Annotated in this window: 10 protein-coding genes; 5 read left to right on the forward strand and 5 right to left on the reverse strand. The window is 69.9% G+C overall.

Translation table 11 applies throughout. The annotated features are described in order from the left end of the window. Positions 1 to 55 precede the first annotated feature (55 nt). Positions 56 to 598: a tetratricopeptide repeat protein gene (locus tag JI752_RS04900; RefSeq protein WP_216960000.1), complete on the reverse strand. Its 543-nt coding sequence runs from the start codon at positions 596 to 598 to the stop codon at positions 56 to 58. 2 nt (positions 599 to 600) lie between these two features. Continuing rightward, positions 601 to 2,979 carry a penicillin-binding protein 1B gene (gene mrcB, locus JI752_RS04905; protein WP_216960002.1) on the reverse strand — a complete coding sequence of 793 codons (2,379 nt, stop codon included), beginning with the start codon at positions 2,977 to 2,979 and terminating at the stop codon, positions 601 to 603. 144 nt (positions 2,980 to 3,123) lie between these two features. Here mrcB and JI752_RS19505 point away from each other — a divergent pair, with 144 nt between their 5' ends. From JI752_RS19505 to JI752_RS04920, 3 genes are read left to right on the forward strand one after another with little or no spacing between them, the layout of a single operon-like run. Then, positions 3,124 to 4,377 carry a glycosyltransferase family 4 protein gene (locus JI752_RS19505; RefSeq protein WP_216960003.1) on the forward strand — a complete coding sequence of 418 codons (1,254 nt, stop codon included), beginning with the start codon at positions 3,124 to 3,126 and terminating at the stop codon, positions 4,375 to 4,377. Then, positions 4,377 to 4,604 (forward strand): hypothetical protein, encoded by a 228-nt coding sequence (locus JI752_RS04915; protein ID WP_216960005.1) that lies wholly within the window; start codon positions 4,377 to 4,379, stop codon positions 4,602 to 4,604. The genes JI752_RS19505 and JI752_RS04915 overlap by 1 nt, the downstream gene beginning before the upstream one ends. After that, positions 4,601 to 7,570, forward strand: a complete 2,970-nt coding sequence (locus JI752_RS04920; protein ID WP_216960007.1) for a glycosyltransferase family 1 protein — start codon at positions 4,601 to 4,603, stop codon at positions 7,568 to 7,570. The genes JI752_RS04915 and JI752_RS04920 overlap by 4 nt, the downstream gene beginning before the upstream one ends. 18 nt (positions 7,571 to 7,588) lie before the next feature. Here the strand turns inward: JI752_RS04920 and JI752_RS04925 are convergent, their stop codons facing one another. After that, complete coding sequence (locus JI752_RS04925; protein WP_345777320.1) at positions 7,589 to 9,214, reverse strand: hypothetical protein; 1,626 nt, start codon at positions 9,212 to 9,214, stop codon at positions 7,589 to 7,591. Positions 9,215 to 9,268: 54 nt separating this feature from the next. Next, on the reverse strand, positions 9,269 to 11,431 hold the full coding sequence (locus tag JI752_RS04930; RefSeq protein WP_216960010.1) for a bifunctional (p)ppGpp synthetase/guanosine-3',5'-bis(diphosphate) 3'-pyrophosphohydrolase: 2,163 nt from the start codon (positions 11,429 to 11,431) through the stop codon (positions 9,269 to 9,271). Between the two features lie 67 nt (positions 11,432 to 11,498). Between JI752_RS04930 and JI752_RS04935 the strand changes: the two genes are divergently transcribed. Both JI752_RS04935 and JI752_RS04940 read left to right on the forward strand, forming a co-directional pair. Next, a complete protein-coding gene (locus JI752_RS04935; protein ID WP_216960014.1) occupies positions 11,499 to 12,005 on the forward strand; it encodes a hypothetical protein in 507 nt (168 codons plus the stop codon). A gap of 47 nt (positions 12,006 to 12,052) precedes the next feature. After that, positions 12,053 to 12,532: a hypothetical protein gene (locus JI752_RS04940; RefSeq protein ID WP_216960017.1), complete on the forward strand. Its 480-nt coding sequence runs from the start codon at positions 12,053 to 12,055 to the stop codon at positions 12,530 to 12,532. Between the two features lie 6 nt (positions 12,533 to 12,538). Here the strand turns inward: JI752_RS04940 and hrpA are convergent, their stop codons facing one another. After that, positions 12,539 to 16,600 (reverse strand): ATP-dependent RNA helicase HrpA, encoded by a 4,062-nt coding sequence (gene hrpA / locus JI752_RS04945; protein ID WP_216961819.1) that lies wholly within the window; start codon positions 16,598 to 16,600, stop codon positions 12,539 to 12,541. Positions 16,601 to 16,609 lie beyond the last annotated feature (9 nt).

The following is a 16,609-nucleotide window of genomic DNA, read 5'->3' on the forward strand; positions in this document are numbered from 1 at the left end:
CGCTGCGCATACGGGGCCTATTCTAGCCCCGGCCTTCCGTCCGGCCCGTCGATCGTCAGTAACGCACGGGCGCGGCGACGGTGCAGGCGTCGCGTTCGCGGCGCGCATCGGCGACCGAGTCACCCGGAACTTCGACCGGAACCGCGCGCGCCTGCCGCACCTGGGCGATGGTTTCCCAGTGGCGGCGGCACAGCGGGCCGACCTTCGAGCCGCGCTCGATGCCCTGCCGCGCGAAGCGTTCTGCGCCGGCGAGGTCCTTTTCCAGCAGCGCTGCCTCGGCGCGCTCCTGCAGCAGCGCCGGATCGTCCGGGTTGAGCTGCAGCGCGTGGTCGAGCGCCTGCGCGGCCTGCGCGTATTGGCCGGCTTTCTCGAAGCGCTCGGCGTCCTCGCGCAGGTCGTCGACCTGCGGATCGCGGATGGGCTGCACGTCCAGCTCGGTGCTGGCCGCGCCGCCGGATGCGCGGATCGCGGTCACCGCGGCGACGGGGTCGATGGTCGGCGCCGGCGGGGGCGGCGGCGTGGTGCTGCATGCGGCCAGGACGGCGCCGGCCAGTGCAGCGATTGCGATGCGGGGGATGCGGGGGATGCGGGGGGACATCATCACGGGGTCTCTGGCGGCGGGGCGTCCTCGCGCGGGGCTTCTTCTTCCTTGCGGCCGATGCCGAACCAGTCGCGCCAGCCGCCGCTTTCCTCCTGCACGGGCTCCGGCGCGGGGCACGGGGCGTACGGGGGAGCGAAGCCGGCGACGAAGGCGAAGCGGCGCGCGCCGGGGCAGTCGGCGTCGGTGGTGTTGGAGGCGATCGTCCACTGCCAGTCGATGCCCTTGTTGCCCACTTCCAGCGGCGCGGTGGGCAGGCGCGAGAAGATCGCCGACCACACGCGCATCGCGCCGGTGGCGCCGTACAGGCCGGTTTCCTTGTTCTGGTCGTTGCCGACCCAGATCACGGCGAGGTGATCGCCGGTCCAGCCGGCGAACCAGCTGTCGCGGCCATCATTCGACGTGCCGGTCTTGCCGGCGGGCGACAGACGACCCAGACCGTCGCGCACGAGCTGCGTGCCGGTGCCGTTGGACACCGCCTGCTGCAGCGCGATGGTGATCAGGCGCGCGGCGATGGCGTCGCCTTCCTGCGCCGGGGCGGGTTCCTTGTCGTAGCGGTTGAGCGCTTTCCCGTTGGCGTCGAGCACGCCGCGCACGGCGTGCAGCGGCTGGATCTCGCCGCCGGAGGCCAGGAACTGGTACAGCTGCGCCATCGCATACGGGCTCTGGTCCACCGCGCCGAGGATCAGCGAGGGGTTCGGCGTGGATTCGATGCCGGCCAGCGTGCGGATCAGGCTAGAGATGCGCTCCGGATCCACCTGCATGCCCACGCGCACCGTGGCCTGGTTGTAGGACATCGCCAGCGCATCGATCAGGCGCACCGTGCCGTGGCTGCGGCCGTCGGAATTGCCGGGGTTCCAGTTCTTGTTCTTGCCCAGCGCGACGGTGACGGGCGAGTCGTCCACCCAGCTGGCCAGCGAATACTTGCCCGGCTGCGCCAGCGCCAGCAGGTACACGAACGGCTTGAGCAGCGAGCCGACCGGACGCTGCGCTTCGACCGCGCGGTTGAAGCCGTGCTCGGCGACGCTGCGGCTGCCGACCACGGCGACGACGTTGCCGTTGTGCACGTCGGTCACCACCAGCCCGGTCTGCAGCGGCGGACGGCGCTTGTTGTCCAGGCTCTTGAGCGTACGCGCGACAGCGCCTTCGGCCATGGCCTGCGCTGAAGGCGACATGCCGCTCATCACGCTCAGGCCCGCGCCGGCCAGCGCATCGGCCGGATAGTCGCGCGCCATCTGGCGGCGGATCAGGTCGATGTAGGCCGGAAAGCGGTTCGCAGCGGTGCTGCCGGGATCCTGGGTCACGCCCAGCGGAGCCTTCAGGGCGCGCTGGTATTCGGCGTCGTCGATGAGCTGCGTTTCGTGCATTTCGCCCAGGACGAAGTTGCGGCGTTCCAGTGCGCGCTCGGGATTGCGACGCGGGTCGTAGTACGACGGGCCGCGGACGATGCCGATCAGCAGCGCGATCTGTTCGGTGCTCAGATCGGCCAGGTCGCGGCCGAACCAGAACTCCGCGCCGGCGGCGACGCCGTGGATCGCCTGCGCGCCGCGCTGGCCCAGGTACACCTGGTTGAAGTACGCCTCCAGGATCGTGCCCTTGTCGTAACGGGCCTCGATCAACAGGGCGTACAGGATTTCCTTGCCCTTGCGGCTGATCGTGCGCTCGCGGCCGATGCCCAGCAGGCCGCTGCGCGCCAACTGCTGGGTCAGCGTGCTGGCGCCCTGCGTGCTGCCGGTGGCGGTCTTGAAGGCCGCGCGGATCATGCCGCTGAGGTCGATGCCGTAGTGGCTGTTGAAGTCGCGGTCTTCCACCGCCTGCAGGCCGGTGACCAGCAGCTCCGGCACTTCGCGCAGGCGCACCAGGCGGCGTTCCTCGTTCTTCTGGCCGTAGAGCGTGGCGATGCGTGCCGGGTCCAGGCGCGCGGACTTCAGTGCGCGCTTGTTCTGCGGATCACGCACCGAGGCGACCTTGCTCCCGGAGAGCACCACTTCGATGCGACGCGCCTGGACGTCGCCGTCCACGTCCTTGAAGCCGCGGCTGGACACCAGCCAGCGTCCGCCGTTGCGGGCATAGGTACCGGGCCGGGTGCCGTCGCCGGCGTGATACGCGGCCGCGTCGAGTTCGGTCTTGAGCGTGGCGGCGTCCAGGGTCTTGCCGGGCGCCAGTTCGAGCGGGCGTGCGTAGACGCGGGTCGGAATCTGCCACTTCAGCTGGCCGAAGCGCTCGCCGACTTCGTGATTCAGATACAGCGTGTAGGGGATCAGGAAACCCAGCCCCAGGCCGATCGCCGCCAGCACCCAGATGACCAGCCTCCGGCGCCACTGCGGGGCGCGCTCGTCGGCGTTGTCGTTTTCGTCTTCGTCGTACTCGATGTGGGCCACGGCATGGGAGAATGGCAGGGCTGTGCCCTCGTCCGGGCGAGTCTAGCGCAGCCTTCCATCGCCACCCCGCGCTCAGGGTGTCCAGGGATTACTCCGAGCTGAATGAAACCGGCGGCGCACAAGCGCTGGCCTGAAGGTCAAAACGTGTTCGACGAGGTTGTCTGGCAATTCAAGCGGTGGGTTCAACGCTATCGACGCCTGCTTTCCAGCCTGCGCATGCGCGGCTGGGCGGGGACGCTCGAACGCGTGCGACAGCCCAGGCCGAATGAGGCCCCCGACACAGGGCCGGCGGTAAGCATCCCGGTGCCGGCCCCCGGCACGCGCCGCATCCTCATCGTCGATGCGGTGTTTCCGGATCCCGAACGCGATTCCGGTTCCGTGCGCCTGTGCACGATGATCCGCCTGATCGGCGAAATGGGCTGGCACGTGCATTTCCACGCCGACGAAGGACGTGCCACGCCGACGGACCTGCGCCAACTGTCCGCGCTGGGCGCAAGCGTCTGCGAAGGCGGCATCGTGCGCTGGCTGCGCGCGAATGGCGGGGCGCTGGACGCGGTGATCCTGTCGCGCGCGCCGGTCGCCGACCAGTACCGCGGCCTGGTGCGCAAGTTCGCGCCGCGCGCCCTGTTGATCTTCGATACCGTCGACCTGCATTTCCTGCGCGAACGCCGCGGGGCAGACCTGCTCGGTGATCCCGCGCTGCAAAGGCAGGCGCAAGCGACGCTGCGTCGGGAACTCGAACTGATCGCCGCCTGCGACCTGTCGCTGGTGGTGAGCGAGGAAGAGAAGCGGATGCTTGCCGACCTGGCTCCGCGACACCGCGTCGAACTGCTCAGCAACATCCACCGCGTGCATTCCAGCGCCACGCCGTTCGAACAGCGGCGCGACCTGCTGTTCATCGGCGGCTTCTCGCACCCGCCGAACCTCGACGCCATGGTGTGGTTCACGCGCGAAGTATTGCCGCTCGTCCACCGGTCGCTGCCGGAGATCACCCTGCACGTCGTGGGCGACCTCACCCAGGCCGCCATTGCGCAACTGAGCGCCCCGCGCGTGGAGTTGCACGGACGCGTGGCCGACCTCAGCGCACTGCTCGACGGATGCCGCCTGTCGGTGGCGCCCTTGCGATTCGGCGCGGGCGTGAAGGGCAAGGTGAACACCGCGATGAGCCACGGGCTGCCCGTGGTACTCACGCCCATCGCCGCGGAAGGCATGCACGTTTCGCACGAGCGCGACGCGATGATCGCCGGCGACGAGCGCGAGTTCGCCGACGCAATCGTCCGTGCCTACCTCGATCCGGCGCTGTGGCACAGGCTGTCGGACGGCGGCCTGCAGAATGTCGCCACGCATTTCTCCGAAGACGTTGCACGACAAACCCTAAAGAACATCCTTCCACACTGATGCGGATCGCCCAACTCAATCGTCTCATCACGCGCCAGCCGGCCATCAAGCGCGGCCTGGTGCGCCTGGTCGCATGTTTTCCGGCGCTGGACATGTACCTGCGCCGCAGGATGCACCGCGACCATCACCAGCCCCCGGTGCTGTTGATGGAAGCGGCGCGACTTCCGGAAGAAGCCGCCGCGATCTACCGTCGCCTCAATGAACGCAAGGCCGGTCGCCGCGCATGAAGATCCTGGTCGACCTCCTGGGCGCTCAGACCCAGAGCCATCGGCGTGGCATCGGGCGCTACACGCGCGACCTGGTGCGCGCACTGCTCGACATCGCCGATGACCGCCACGAAATCCACTTCGCACTGAGTTCGCCACTGGATGGGCCCAGCGATGCGCTGATCGCGGAGTTCGGCGCGCGAGTACCGCCGCACCGCATCCACTGGCTGCGCCTGCCCTACGAAACGGCCGCCTACGACCCCGCCAACCAATGGCGCCGCTGTGCCGGTGCGCGCCTGATGCGTCATCAGCTGGAGGCGCTGCGTCCTGACTGGGTCCTGCATACCAGCGTCGTGGAAGGTTTCAGCGACGATGCGCTGGTGCCCGATCGACCGGTCGACGCGGTCCGCACCGCATCGGTCCTCTATGACCTGATTCCGCTGCATGTTCCGGAACTGCTTCCCGAGGCGAAGAACCGGGACTGGTACGAAGAGCGGTTAACCTATCTCAAGCGCTCCGACCTGCTGGTGGCGATCTCGGAGTGGACACGGCGCGACGCGATCTCGCTCGTGGGCCTGGAAGAAGACCAGGCGATCTTCATCGGAACGGCGGTCGACCCGCGTTTCACGCCGGCCGCCGCGACATCGCCCGCCGGCCCGTTGCTCAAGGCGCGCATGCAGATGCAGCGGCCTTTCGTGATGTACGCCGGCGGCTTCGACCAGCGCAAGAACGTCAACACGCTGCTCGACGCCTATGCGCGCCTGCCCGTTGCGCTGCGCGAGGGACATCAGTTGCTGCTCGCCGGGCACGTCGACCCGACCGCACTGGAGACGCTGCGTTTCGAAGGCAGGCGACTGGGATTGGGTGAGGATGACGTCCTCATCACCGGCTCGGTTTCCGACGAGGAACTCGCCTGGTTGTACGCAAGCTGCGCGCTGTTCGTATTCCCGTCGCTCATGGAAGGATTCGGCCTGCCACCGCTCGAGGCGATGGCCTGCGGCGCGCCGGTCCTGGCCAGCTCGGCGACGAGCATTCCGGAAGTCATCGGACGCGAGGACCTGCTGTTCAATCCGGATGATCCGGGCGAACTCGCGCAGCGCATGGCACGCGTGCTCAGCGATGCCGCTTTCGCAGCGGAACTGCGCGACTACGGTCCGCGCCGCGCAAGCGAGTTCGACATGAAGCGCGTCGCCGCGCGGATGCTGGCGGGCATGGAACGCAAGGGCGGCGAGCCGCCGTTGCAGGCCCGGCCGGCCGCGGAGCGCGTCGCGATCCAGACCCCGCACGGGCTGCCGTCGTGGTTGCCCGCGAGCGCGAACGCAGCGGCCGCATCGCCGCATGGCGCCCCCTCCACGAACGATCCCATCGGCCTGACCGTGCTGCGCACCGACACGATGCCCGTCGCGGCCGTCGCCGAGGCCGCGGCCGCACGGCCCTGCGTCGTCCTGCTTGGCGAGAGCCTGCGCAAGACAACGGCCGAAGACGCTCGCGCAGGTATCTACGTCGCGAGCGGCTACGCTGCTCTGGCAGCGGCCGATCGCAGCGGAATTCAGCCCGCGCTGTCGGCGTGGGCGCCGAGCCTGCGTGAGGCGGTCGCCATCGTCGCGCAGACGCCCGCGTTGGCCGAACAGGCCCGCGCGCTGCTCGGTGATGAGGGCCACCCGCGCGTGTTCGAAGCATCCTCGCGCTGGCAGGAGGACGTCGTGCACGAGTGCGGGACGTCGGAGCGGGCGCGCGAGGCACGGCTCATCGAGGACATCATCGCCCTCCCCGGCTCGTCCACCCACGACGATCTCGCGCAGATTGCCTATGGCATCGCGGCTTCACGCGCGACGCGCGGCGAACGCTGGTTCGTCGATGTCAGCACCATCGCCGTAAACGACATCGGCACGGGCGTGCATCGTGTGGTCAGGAGCGTGCTGCGTTCGTGGCTGCAGTCGCCGCCGCCGGGCGTGCGCATCGAACCGGTCCGCTTCGACCGGGGCAGTTTCCGTTATGCGCGCGCGTACACGACGAAACTGCTGGGACTGCCCGCGCTGGCATTGCAGGACGCCATTGCCGAACCCGCGCCGGGCGACATGTTCGTGGGTCTGGACTGGTCGCCCGAAGCGATTTCGGCCGCGCTCCCGCGCCTGCAGGACTGGCGGCGCGCAGGCGTGCGAACGGCCTTCGTCGTCAACGATTTGATGCCGATGCGGCTGCCGGAGTTTTTCCATGCGTACTCGCGCGTGGCGTTCGAACAGTGGCTCGGCCACATGTCGTCCGTGGCCGATGGCGTGGCATGCATCTCGCGCGCGACCGCGCAGGACTACCGCGCGTGGTTGCAGGAAGCGCAGCCGGCGTTCCAGTTCGGCCGGGCGCCGGACGTGGGGACGTTTGCGATGGGCGTGGATTCGCACGTGCTCGAAGGCAGCGACGGCGACCTGCGCCCCACGCTTCGCGATGCGCTGGCGAAGCGACCCACCGTGCTGATGGTGGGCACGCTGGAGCCGCGCAAACGCCACGAGGACGCACTGGACGTCGCAGATCGCCTCTGGGCGCGCGGGCTCGACTTCAACCTGGTGGTCGCCGGCCAGCGCGGCTGGCTCACCGACGCGCTGATCGCACGCATGAAGGCGCACCCGCGCCTGGGCCAATCGTTGCACTGGCACGAAGACGTGGGCGATCGCGAACTGGGTGCGCTGTATCGCAAGAGCACGCTGCTGCTCGCCGCTTCGGCCGGCGAAGGCTATGGGCTTCCGCTGATCGAGGCCGCGCGGCACGGACTGGCGGTGGTCGCGCGGGACCTGCCGGTGTTCCGTGAAGTGATGGGCGACAGCGCGCAGTACCTCGACCCCGATCCCGCCCTTTGGGACGAGCCGCTGACGCGAATGCTGAGCGCCCCGCTCCCGCCGGCGGCACAAAGGTCGTGGCCGAGCTGGGACGATTGCGCGAACGAACTGGCGGCGCTGTTGCGACAGGTGCGTCGCCAGGGCGCTGCGTTCTAGCGCAACAAGATCGCCGACTCAGTTCGCGGCCGACGCCGCACGCAGGCGATCGGCGAACTCGCCCAGGCCGATGGCCTGCGGATCGAGTTCGCGCGCCGCGCTCAGCGCGGCCTGCGCGGCGGTCAGTTCGCCTGCGCCCAGGCGCTCGTCGCCGACGGCGATCCAACGCTGCGCCAGTCGCCTGCGCGCTTCGCGCAGCGCGGCGCTCTCACCTTCCAGCGCGGCGCGGGCGTCCAGGCATTCACGGGCGCGGCGCAGGCGGTTGCCGCGCAATTCCTCTTCGAAACATCGGCGCGCCGCCGGCAGCAGTCGCGCCATCGCGCCACGCACGCGCGGATCCTGCGGCGCCAGCGCCTGGGCGGCACGCAGCTTGTCGAAGGCGCTCTCGCCGGGCGGTGTGAGCAGATCGCCGCGTCCTTCGGCCTGCGTGGCATCGGTCAGCAACTGGTCGACGCGACGCTTGCGCTGCGCCGAAGGCTCGCGCTGTCCGTAGCGCTGCTGCGTCTGCCGGGCCTGGGTGAGGCGCTGCTCGGCCTGGGCGATGCCGGGCGCCTGGAGCGAAATCGCGCGCGCGTCGCGCAGCGCGGCCTCGGCTTCGTCGAAACGGAAATCGGCGGCGTAGCGTTCGCTGCGCTCGGCATAGGCATTGGCGACGTGCAGCAGGCCACGCTCGGCGGCGCCGTCCTCGGGCATCGCGGCGAGTGCGGCGAGGTAGCCGTTCAGGGCGTCGTCGAGTCGGCCACGACGCAGGTCAGCATCGGCCTGGGTGCGGCGCTGCTCGCCGGCTCGGGAAAGTTGCGCCAGCGCATCGGGTAGATCCACATGCCCCGCGTCGGCGGATTGCACGCGACGGATGCGCGCGGACGCCTCGGCCAGTTCGCCGCGCGCCAGCGAAGTGCGCGCCAGTTGCAGCAGGTCGGCCAGCGTGTCCTCGCGGCCCTCCAGTGCCTCGGTGCGGTTGGGCTGCAACGCGAGCACGCGCTGGTACAGCGGCAGCGCGGTGTGCTCCGCCCCGTCCAGCTGCCCCGCCAGACGCGCGGCGGCGGCCTGCGCGAGCAGCGTGTCGATGCCGGCTTCGGCGGATTCGCGGGCACGCAGTTGCTGTTCCAGCGCTTCCACCTTCGCGCGCGGAACGGCCATCTCGCGTGCCAGGGCGATGAGCGTATGCGCCTGCGGGTACTGGCGCGCGCGGATGGCCGCTTCGGCACGCACGAGCGCGGCCGCGCCCACCTTCGCCAGCCCCTGCCGCGCCTCGTTGCGATCCGGGTCCAGCGCCAGCGCGGCCGCATACAGCTCGCGCGCACCGCGACCGTCGGGCGAGGTCAGCCGACCCTGCGCCAGCGCGCGAGCGGCATCGACCTGCAACTGCTGCGCCCGCGTTTCCGGCCAGAGCAGGTCCGACAGCGGCTGTCGCAGCACGAACAGGCCCGCGCCCACCGCGCCCAGCGCCAGCATCGCCACCAGCCATGCCCACGGCCGGTTGCGCACCACCGGCACGGCGGGCCGGCGGGATGCGGGCTGGAAATCGGCCGGATCCCACGCGCCCAGCGTCGGCTCCACGCGCCCACCCGGCGGCACCGCGCCGTCGGACGGCGCGCCGGGAATGCGGTCAGGGTTGGGGTCTCGGGGTGTCGTGGAACTCACCGGGCAAGGATAACGCCCGGATGGTCGCCCGTTCGTCGCGCTTTCCTCGCGCGTTCAGCGGCGTTGTGCGTGCTCCACGCCCGGAAGCGCAGACAGCTTCCCCAACAGCGTCGACAACTGGCCGAAATCGCCCACCCGCAGGCGCAGGCCCAGACGCACGCGTGCGCCGTTGCGCTCGGTGTCGCTGCGGATGCTGACCACATGCGCGTTGCCCTGCGCGATCAGGTTGGTGACTTCCTTGAGCAGCCACTTGCGATCCAGCGCCAGCACTTCCACGTCCACTTCGTAACCGCTGCCCGCGCGCCCCCATTCCACCGGCAGCACGCGCTGCGGCTGCGCCGCGGCCAGGCGCTCGAACGACGCGCAGCCGGGGCGGTGCACGCTCACGCCGCGCCCGCGCGTGAGGTAGCCCACGATCGGTTCGCCCGGCAGCGGCTGGCAGCAGCGCGCCAGCTGCACCAGCAGGTTGCCCACGCCCTCGACGGTGAAGTCATTGGACTTGCGCGGCACGCGGCGCGGCGGCGGCGGTGTGGTGACGGTCGTCGTGGCCGGTGCCGCCTGCGCGGCTTCGCGGGCGCGTTCGTGTTCCAGCAGCGCGCGGCCCACCTGGTGCGGACCGATGTCGCCCAGCGCGACCTGCACGTACACCTCGCCGTCGCTGGCCAGGTTGAACTTCTCCCGCGCAGGGGCGAGGTCCGCGCCCAGCAAGCCGAGGCGGCGCAGTTCCTTGTCGAGCAGATCCTTGCCGGCGGATTCGTTGCGCGCGCGATCGAGCTTGTGGAACCACGCGCGCACCTTGTCGCGCGAACGGCCGCTGGCGAGGAAGCCGTTGGCCGCGACCAGCCAGTCGCGGCGTGGCTCGCCGGTCTTGGCGGTCATGATCTCCACGCGATCGCCGCTGCGCAGCTTGTGGTCCAGCGGCACGATGCGCCCGTCCACCTTCGCGCCGCGGCAGCGGTGACCGACCTCGGTGTGCACGTGGTAGGCAAAATCCAGCGGCGTCGCACCGGTGGGCAGGTCGATCACCTCACCCTTGGGCGTGAGCACGTAGATGCGGTCCTCGACCAGTTCGGTGTCGAACTCGCCCGCCAGCGACGCCTCCTCGCGCCCGGCCTCGCCGCCGGCCTCCAGCAGCCGCCGCATCCAGGCGATCTTGCGATCGAACGCCGCGTCGGCGCTGTGGCTGCCCACTTCCTTGTACTTCCAGTGCGCGGCCACGCCGAGTTCGGCCTGCCGGTGCATGTCGTGCGTGCGGATCTGCACTTCCAGCGTCTTGCCTTCCGGGCCGATCACCGCGGTGTGCAGCGAGCGGTAATCGTTGCGCTTGGGCCGGGCGATGTAGTCGTCGAATTCGCTCGGAATCGGCGTCCACGTCGCGTGCACCACGCCCAGCGCGGCATAGCAGTCACCGAGGCTGTCGACCAGCACGCGCACCGCGCGCAGGTCGTAGAGTTCGCCGATCGGCACGTTCTTGCGCTGCATCTTCTTCCAGATGCTGTAGATGTGCTTCGGGCGCCCGGCGATCTCCGCCTTCAGCCCCTGCGCGGCCATCGCCCCGCGCAGCGTGCGCTTCACTTCTTCGATGTAGCGTTCGCGATCGCCGCGCTTCTCGTCGAGCAGGCGGGCGATCTGCTGGTAGGTCTGCGGTTCCAGGTAGCGGAACGCGAGGTCCTCCAGCTCCCACTTGAGCTGCCAGATGCCGAGCCGGTTCGCCAGCGGTGCATGGATGTCACGGGTGAGCATCGCCAGTTCGCGGCGCTCGGGCTCGGGCAGGCGTTCGGCGTGACGCATCCGCGCGAGCTGTCGCGCCAGCAGGATCGGCACCACGCGCAGGTCGCGCACGATTGCCAGCAGCAGGCGGCGCAGGCCTTCGTTGCCGGCCTGGCCGTGACGCTCCGCGTGCAGTGCCCAGACCTGCTCGGCGGCGCGCTGGCCTTCCAGCAGCGGCGCCACGCCGGGGAAATCGCGTTCGACCAGGGTCCGCAACGAAGCTTCCCAGGCCGGGTTCGCATGCAGCAACGCGGCGGCCACGGTGTCGCCGTCGGCGCCGAGCAGCGCGAGCGCGTCGAGCATGCTCGCCACGACATCGGGCGGCTCGCCGGCCCCGTTCTGCGCCGTCGCCGCGGCCTGCTGCATCGCACGGCGCAGCGTCGCGGGAATGCCCGTGCTGGCGGGATGCGCCAATGCGTCATGCGGCAGGGAAGACGGTGTTGCCATGGCGGTGGAACGGTAGGCGACGCGGGGACGGTCTACACTAGCCCGCATCCCCCTGGAGGAACAGCGCATGACCCGCATCTCCCCGCCGATCCGCCTCCGCCTGGCCGCGCTCGCCGTGTCCGTGGCGCTGATGCCCCTGGCCACGACCGCACTGGCCCAGCAGAAGATCGAGCAGCAGATGTCCTACGAGCAGTTCAAGGCGTCGGGCCTGGACAAGCTGTCCGCGGCGGAGCTGGCGAACCTCAATGCCTGGCTGGATGGCAAGCTCGAGGTCGAGACGGCGAAGGCGGCCGAAGTCGCCAAGCAGGAGACTTCCGATGATCGCCGCGGCCTGCTCGAGCGCGAATCACGCGACCCGGTGACGGCGGCACTCGCCGGCGGTTTCACCGGCTTCGGCAAGGGCCGCAGCTTCACGCTCGATAATGGCCAGGTGTGGCAGCAGATCGACGACGCCTCGCTCAGCGCCAAGCTGGACAAGCCGCAGGTGCGCATCACGCCGAGCCTGGTGGGCGGTGCGTGGTACCTGTCGGTGGAGGGTTACAACACCCGGGCCAAGGTGCAGCGCGTCAAGTGATCCGCACCGCCTGACGTCCCTGCCCCATCGACCCGCGAGGTGAACCGATGCGTTGCTCCACGCTGTTGCTTGCGATCGCGATGCTGCTGTCTGTGCCGGCCCTGGCCGCGCAGCGCGACTACGTTCCCCTCGAACAGCGCCTGAGCGCGGAAGAACTGCGCGCGACCGGGCTGGACACGCTGTCGGCGGACCAGCTCGCGCTGCTCAACCGCCTGCTCAGCCAGGAGCGCGCCGAAGCACTGCGCGCCGCCGACACGCAACGCACGCAGGACGAGGCCGGAAAGCGCCCGCCACGCACGGCGGCGCAGGCGGTCACCGCCACCGTGCCGGGCCAGGCGCGCGGCTGGACGAAAGGACAGACGCTGCTGCTCGACAACGGCCAGCGCTGGCGCGTGCTCGACGGCGGCGTGAACTTCGCACGCCCGGTGAGCGACCCGAAGGTGACCATCGCGCCGGGTTTCCTCGGCGCGTGGTACCTGCGCATGGACGACGGCACGCCGCCGATCAAGGTGCAGCGCGTCGACTGACGCGCGTCAGCGACGCAGCTGCGACAGCCGCTGCGCCAGTTTCTTCGGCGACACGCCGCCGCGCGTGCCCAGTTCCTGCGCGAACAGCGACACGCGCAGCTCCTCCAGATCCCAGCGCAATGCCTGCCATTCGGGAGTGTCGTCCTGGCCGGTTTCCGTGGCCGTGGCCAACGCGTCGACGAACGGCTTGAGTTCGAGCATGCGCGCCTGGTCGCGCACCGGATCGCGCAACGCACGCTCACCGCGCAGCGCGAGTGCCTTCAGATAGCGCGGGTACTCGCGCAACGCGTCGGCCGGCACGCTGCGCAGGAATCCCGGCGGCGTCAGCGTCGCCAGGTGCGCGCGCATGTCGTCGAGGTTGCCGCTGGCCCATCCCATCAGCGGTGATTCGAGCTTGGCGCGTGCTTCGGCAACGGCGGACAGGATCGCCTCGGCCTGCTTGAGCCGCTCCATCGCATCGCCGAACAGTTGCTTGGCGATGGCGTCGCGGTGCGAGGCGAACGTCGCGGCATCGCGGATGTCGCCCAGCGCTTCTTCCGAGGCCAGCGAGGCGAACGCACCGTCGACGAGGTCCGCGCGCAAACGATCGCCTTCCTTGAGGCCGTCCGTACGGGGCGCGGCCGCCTCGATCGAGGCGTAAAGCAGCCCCGTCTTCGGCGACACCGGCAGTTGCTTGCGCGCCTGCTTGAGCTTGTCCGCCAGCGCGATCGCGAGCAGCCGGCGCACGCCGCGCGGGTGTTCGCGCCGCGCGACGTCGCGTTCGGCGTGCACGCGCAACGACACGCTGTCGCCATCGTCGTGCAGCGCGGGATACGCGGGCACGCCGCCGGCGCCCGCCACCGACACGGGAATCGGCGCGTCCGGGAACGTCGTCAAACCGCGTTGCGCCAGACCGTCCGCCGCCTTCGCCGCGAAGGCCGCCGCCGCGCGTTCGCCGAAGCGGGCGCGCAGATCGTCCAGGTCGCGCGACTCGGCCAGCACGGACTTGCCGTCACGGTCGAGCAGCCGCAGATTCATGCGCAGGTGCGGCTCCAGTGCGGCCTCATCGAAATCGATCGCCGCGACCGCAACGCCGCCGAGCTTGTGCAGGAAGCGTGCGAGTTCGCCGGTGATGCTATCGGCGCCGGGCTGCGGATTGGCTTCGTGGAAGGCGCGGGCGAAATCCGGCGCCGGCACGAAGTTACGGCGGATCGTCTTCGGCAGCGTCTTGATCAGCGCGGCGGCCTTGTCCTGCACGAAGCCCGGTGCGAGCCAGCCCAGGCGCACCGCATCGAGGGCATTGAGCAGATGCAGCGGAACGGCGAGCGTCATGCCGTCGTCGGCCGCGCCGGGCTCGAATCGGTACTTCACCGCAAGCCGCGCGTTGCCCAGCGCGAGGTACGGCGGGAAACGCACGGCGTCGCTCTCGTCGCCGATCATCAGGTCGGCGAGCGACCATTCCAGCGCGGCCTTCTCGTTCGCGGGCAGCTTGCCGTACCACGCATCCAGCGCCTGCGCGTTGTGCACGTGCGGAGGCAGGCGGTCGAGGTACCACTGCGTCATCCAGTCCTCGTCCACGACCAGACCGCTGCGGCGCTGCTTGGCTTCCTCGTCGCGCGCCTTCGCCAGCGTGGCGAGGTTGCGCGGCAGGAACTGTGCACGCGTGTTGATCTCGCCCATCACCAGCGCGTCGCGCGCGAAGATCGCGCGGCTTTCTTCAGGAAACAGCGCGCCGTAATGCACCGGACGCTTGGGCGCCAGCACCAGGCCGAACAGGCTGATCTGCTCGCTGCCGACCACGCGTCCCTGCGAGCGCGACCAGCGCGGATCGTGCTGGCGACGCGAGAGCAGGTGCGAAAGCTCCGCGATGGCCCAGTCCGGTTCGATCGCGGCATTGGTCAGCGACCACACGCGCTCGGTGTCGAGCAGCGTCGCCGACAGCACCCACGGCGGTGGCTTCTTCGCCAGCGGCGAACCGGGGAAGAGCTGGAACTTGCGCCCGCGCGGGCCGTCGTACTGGCCACGATCGCCGCGCGTGCCGACCTGCGTCGGCAGACCGGCGAGCAGCGCCTTGTGGAGCGTGGCGTAGGCGGACTGGTCGAGTGCGCCTTGTTCGTTCACGGCGGCGCGCGATTCCTTCCAGTCCAACTCTTCGGCCATCAGCTTCAACTGCCGATGCAGCTCGCGCCATTCACGCATGCGCAGGAAACCGAGGAAGTGCTTCTCGCACCAGCCGCGCAGCTTCGACTGCGTGAGGTCCTCGTGCGCCGCGTTGTAGGCGTCCCACAGCTTGAGGATGCCAACGAACTCCGACTTCGCATCGGCGAACTGCGCGTGCGCGTTGTCGGCGGCGGCGCGCTGGTCGGCGGGACGCTCGCGCGGGTCCTGGATGCCCAGGAAGGACGCGATGACCAGCACCTCGCGCAGCACGCCGTGCTGGTTCGCCGCCACCAGCATGCGCGCCAGCTTCACGTCGACCGGCAGGCGCGACATCAACTTCCCGGTCGGGGTGAGCCGGCGTTCTTCATCGACGGCGCCCAGCTCGGCCAGCTGCTGCCAGCCGTCGGCGATCGCACGCGGATCGGGCGGTTCGAGGAACGGGAATTCCTCGATGCGCCCCAGGCCCAGCGAGAGCATGCGCAGGATCACGCCCGCCAGCGCGGCACGGCGGATTTCCGGATCGGTGTAGCGCGGGCGCGATTCGAAATCGGCTTCCGAATACAACCGGAAACAGGTGCCTTCACTGATGCGTCCGCAACGGCCCTTGCGCTGGTCGGCGCTGGCCTGGCTGACCGGCTCGATGTGCAGGCGATCGAGTTTGCCGCGCGGACTGTAGCGCTTCACGCGCGCCAGGCCCGGATCGACAACGTAGCGGATGCGCGGCACCGTCAGCGAGGTTTCCGCGACGTTGGTGGCCAGCACGATGCGGCGCTTCGGGCCGGGGTTGAACACGCGGTCCTGGTCGCGCACGGACAGGCGCGCGTACAGCGGAAGCACTTCGGTCTCGCGGTATTTGCGCCGCTCCAGCGACAGGTGCGCGTCGCGGATCTCGCGCTCGCCCGGGAGGAAGATCAGCACGTCGCCGCGCGGATCCTCGCGGGTGATCTCGTCGCAGGCGGCGACGATGCCGTCGTTGGTGGTGCGCTCGCCTCTCCCTTCGGCATACGTTGCAGTGGCCATCCCTGGCGCGACGCCACCGCCTTCGGAAGGCCCGGCCCGGCCATCCATGCCCGGTCGTTCGGAGGCGCGGCGTGCACTGTCGTGCCCGCCAGCTCGCGCCTCCTCACCCTCCAGCGGGCGGTAACGCACGTTCACCGGATAGCTGCGGCCTTCCACGTTCACCACCGGCGCGCCGTCGAAGTGCGCGGCAAAGCGCTCGGTGTCGATCGTCGCGGACGTCACGATGATCTTCAGGTCCTTGCGACGTTGCAGCAGCTGCTTGAGATAGCCCAGCAGGAAATCGATGTTGAGGCTGCGCTCGTGCGCCTCGTCGATGAGGATGGTGTCGTACTGCGAGAGCCAGCGGTCGGACTGGATCTCCGCCAGCAGGATGCCGTCGGTCATGAACTTCACCGCGGTCTGCTCGCCGACGTTCTCGGTGAAGCGAACCTGGTAGCCGACCGCGCCGCCCATCTGCGTCTGCAGTTCTTCGGCCACGCGACGGGCCACGGCGCGTGCGGCGATGCGGCGCGGCTGGGTACAGCCGATCATGCCGGCGGCGCCGCGGCCGGCGGCCAGGCACAGCTTCGGCAGCTGGGTGGTCTTGCCCGATCCGGTCTCGCCGGCGATCACCACCACCGGGTGCGCACGAATCAACTCGACGATCTCGTCGGCCTTTGCCGCAATGGGCAGGTTGGGGTCGACGGGCGCCGCGGGCAGCGAGGCGGTGCGCGCTTCGCGCTGCGCCACCGATGCCGCCAGCGCCTGCGCGAATGCATCACGCGCGCGAGCGTCGGCGGGCTTGCCGCTCCAGCGCGACCACAGTCCGTGCAGGCGGCCACGGTCCCGGCTCAGCGCACCATCGATGGCGCGCCGGGCCTGGCGTAACGCATTGCTGACATCGGCCTGACTAGACTCCGCCGGGTCCATAGACTTCAT

It is taken from the genome of Lysobacter sp. MMG2, from assembly GCF_016735495.2.
Lineage (GTDB): Bacteria > Pseudomonadota > Gammaproteobacteria > Xanthomonadales > Xanthomonadaceae > Lysobacter_J.